Origin of the sequence: Kitasatospora sp. NPDC004799 (assembly GCF_040609095.1) — a bacterium.
Lineage (GTDB): Bacteria > Actinomycetota > Actinomycetes > Streptomycetales > Streptomycetaceae > Kitasatospora.
Genome location: NZ_JBEXJK010000723.1, coordinates 1 through 1966 on the forward strand (window position 1 = coordinate 1; position 1966 = coordinate 1966).

Genomic DNA, 1966 nt, shown 5'->3' on the forward strand with positions numbered 1-1966 from the left:
CCGTCCCCGGGACCGGGCCCGGCGAAGGCGGCGGCGGAGCCGGCGGCAGCCGTACGACGGCCGTGCCCGGCCGGACGGGCGGGAGCCTCGCGCAACTGCGGGACGAGGCTCGCCTGGCGGGTCCGGCGCGGCAGCTCCTCGGGGCCCGGGTCGGCCCGGTGACCGTCCGGCCCCGCTCCGGGCGCCGGCTCCGGACGGAGGTCCGTGCGGGGTTCCGTACGGGATTCCGTCCTGGCGTCGGTACAGGGCTCCGAAAGGTACGGCTCCGCACGGTACGGCTCCGTATCGTGCGGCCGCGGCGGCCCGGACCGCGGACGGGCGGCCGCACCCGCGCCCCCGTCCGCAGCCGACCCGGCCACCCGGGCACCGGAAGCCCGGAACGGGGTACGGCGTACCGGCCCGGGGTCGCCGCCCCGGACGCCGAACGGCAGCAGCGCCCCGCCCTCCGGCGGCGGCCCACCCGCCGCCGGAAGCCCGTCGCCCGACCTGCCCTGCGGGTACTCCCGGAGCCTCGGATCACCGCTCGGGTCGCCGGTCCGGTCGCCGGTCCGGTCGCCCGTCCGGTCGATGCTCGGGTCGCCGGTCGGGGCGCCTCCCGGCCCGCCCGGCGCCGCCTGCGCGTGACCGTGCACCGACGCGAACTCCCGCTCCGGGCCGCCCTGCTGGGCCGCCCCGGCGAACGGCGGCACCAACGGCGGCGCGCACGGCGGCGCAACCGCCTCGAAGCCGTACCCCGCCTCCTCCGGTTCCACCGCGGCCGCCTCGTCGGCCAGCAGCGTGGTCGGCAGCAGGACCACCGCCGTGGTGCCGCCGTACGCGGAGGTCACCAGCGAGACCTTGACGTCCTGCCGCCGGGCGAGCCGGCTGACCACGAACAGGCCGAGCCGGTCGCTGTCGAAGAGGTCGCTCTGCTCGGCAGCGGCGATCCGGCGGTTGGCCGAGGCCAGCACCTCCGGCCCCATGCCGAGGCCGCGGTCCTCGATCTCCAGCGCGAAGCCGTTGCCGACCCGTTCGCCCCGGATGTGCACCCGGGTGTGCGGCGGGGAGAACCCGGTGGCGTTCTCGACCAGTTCGGCCACCAGGTGGGTGAGGTCGGCGACGGCGTGGCCGGCCACCGCGGCGGGCGGCAGCGGGTGGACCTCGACCCGGGCGTACTCCTCGACCTCCGAGACGGCCGCGCGCACCACGTCCACCAGCGGGACGGGCCGGCGCCAACCCCGGCCGGGGGCGGCACCGGAGAGGATGATCAGGCCCTCGGCGTGGCGGCGCATCCGGGTGGTGAGGTGGTCCAGCCGGAACAGGTCGGCCAGCTCGGACGGGTCCTCGGTGCGGCGCTCCATCGCGTCCAGCAGGGTGAGTTGGCGGTGCACCAGGACCTGGCTGCGGCGGGCGAGGTTGACGAACACGCCGGAGACCCCGGAGAGCACCTCGGCCCGTTCGACCGCCGCCGTGACGGCCGCCCGCTGGACGGTGCCCAGCGCACGGTGCACCTGGCCGATCTCGTCGCCCCGCTCCACCGGCCGGGGCGCCTCGGCCTCGATGTCCACCTCCTCCCCCGCGCGCAACTTCCGCATGGTCGCCGGGAGTTTGCGACCGGCCAGCTCAAGTGCCGAGTTGCGCAGGCCGATCAGCTCGGTGACCAGCCCGCGCCCGATCTGCACCGAGATCACCAGCGAGGCCACCACGCCGACCAGACCGAGCAGCACGGCCATCCCGGCCGGGGTGAACAGGCCCAGGGCGTAAGGGTCCTGGCGCTCGGCGGCGAGCCGCCCGGCCTGGTCCTCGACCGTCCGCAGGGCGCCGGCCACGTTGCCCGCGACCATCGCCCAGCGGTCGGCCGGCAGCGCCGCGACCGCCGCCCGTCCGTCGACGGCCGTCCGCACCCGGTCCTCGTACCCGGCGAGTTCGCGGTGGTCCTGGCCGCCGGTGACGGCGAGCAGCGCCTCCCGGTCGACGGGCCGCAGGT

Annotated in this window: 1 protein-coding gene; it reads right to left on the bottom strand. The window is 77.5% G+C overall.

What is annotated here, in order from left to right; translation table 11 throughout:
• On the bottom strand, nt 1–1966 hold a 1966-nt coding region (locus ABZW03_RS40270; RefSeq protein ID WP_355269765.1), incomplete at both ends, for an ATP-binding protein.